The organism is Vibrio sp. 378 (assembly GCF_033339435.1).
This window is the reverse complement of sequence record NZ_JAWOUO010000713.1, coordinates 1-632: the sequence shown is the minus strand read 5'-3', so window position 1 is coordinate 632 and position 632 is coordinate 1. Positions and strand designations below refer to the sequence as shown.

The following is a 632-nucleotide window of genomic DNA, read 5'->3' as shown; positions in this document are numbered from 1 at the left end:
CTGGAAATGTTGCCGGTTATCTGCGGTAGCGAATACATTGGTTTGATGCCAGAATCGATGATTAAGTTGTTCTGTAATACCTATCATGTGAAAGCACTGCCGTTTCCATTTGATGTGACAACTTACGATCTTTGCACCATTTGGCACCCTAGTCGCACTAATGAAAGTGCTCATCAGTGGTTGCGCGCGCAAATCAAACACGCAGGGAAAGTCATCAAGAAATAGGAAGTCCATATGAAGACAATACGAGCGATTCTAAACGGCAAAAAAGCTGGTAATCCTGAGCTAAGAGACGCCATCATGAAAATGAGAGACAGGGGCGTAGATGTGCAAGTTCGCGTCACTTGGGAATCGCAAGATATGCCGCGTCTCGTGAAAGAAGCGGTAACGGATGGTATTGAGCGTATTGTTGTTGCGGGTGGCGATGGCACTGTCAATGAGGCTGCTTCGGCACTTATCCACATTGATCATGAAAGTCGCCCTGAACTTGCCATTATTCCGCTTGGTACGGCCAATGATTTTGCGACCGCGAATCATATTCCAGATTCGATTGCTGATGCATTAACGTTGGCAGTGGAAGGGAAAGCGCTGTCTGTTGATTGCGTTAAGGCGAACGATCGTTGCTTTATCAA

At 46.5% G+C, this 632-nt stretch carries 1 protein-coding gene and 1 pseudogene; both read left to right on the top strand.

Going from position 1 to position 632, the window contains the following annotated elements; translation table 11 throughout:
• Positions 1–225: pseudogene (locus R7Q48_RS28435) on the top strand (LysR family transcriptional regulator); the annotation flags it as partial.
• Between the two features lie 9 nt (positions 226–234).
• A partial coding sequence (locus tag R7Q48_RS28430; RefSeq protein WP_318133675.1) for a diacylglycerol kinase family protein occupies positions 235–632 on the top strand: 398 nt, incomplete at its 3' end.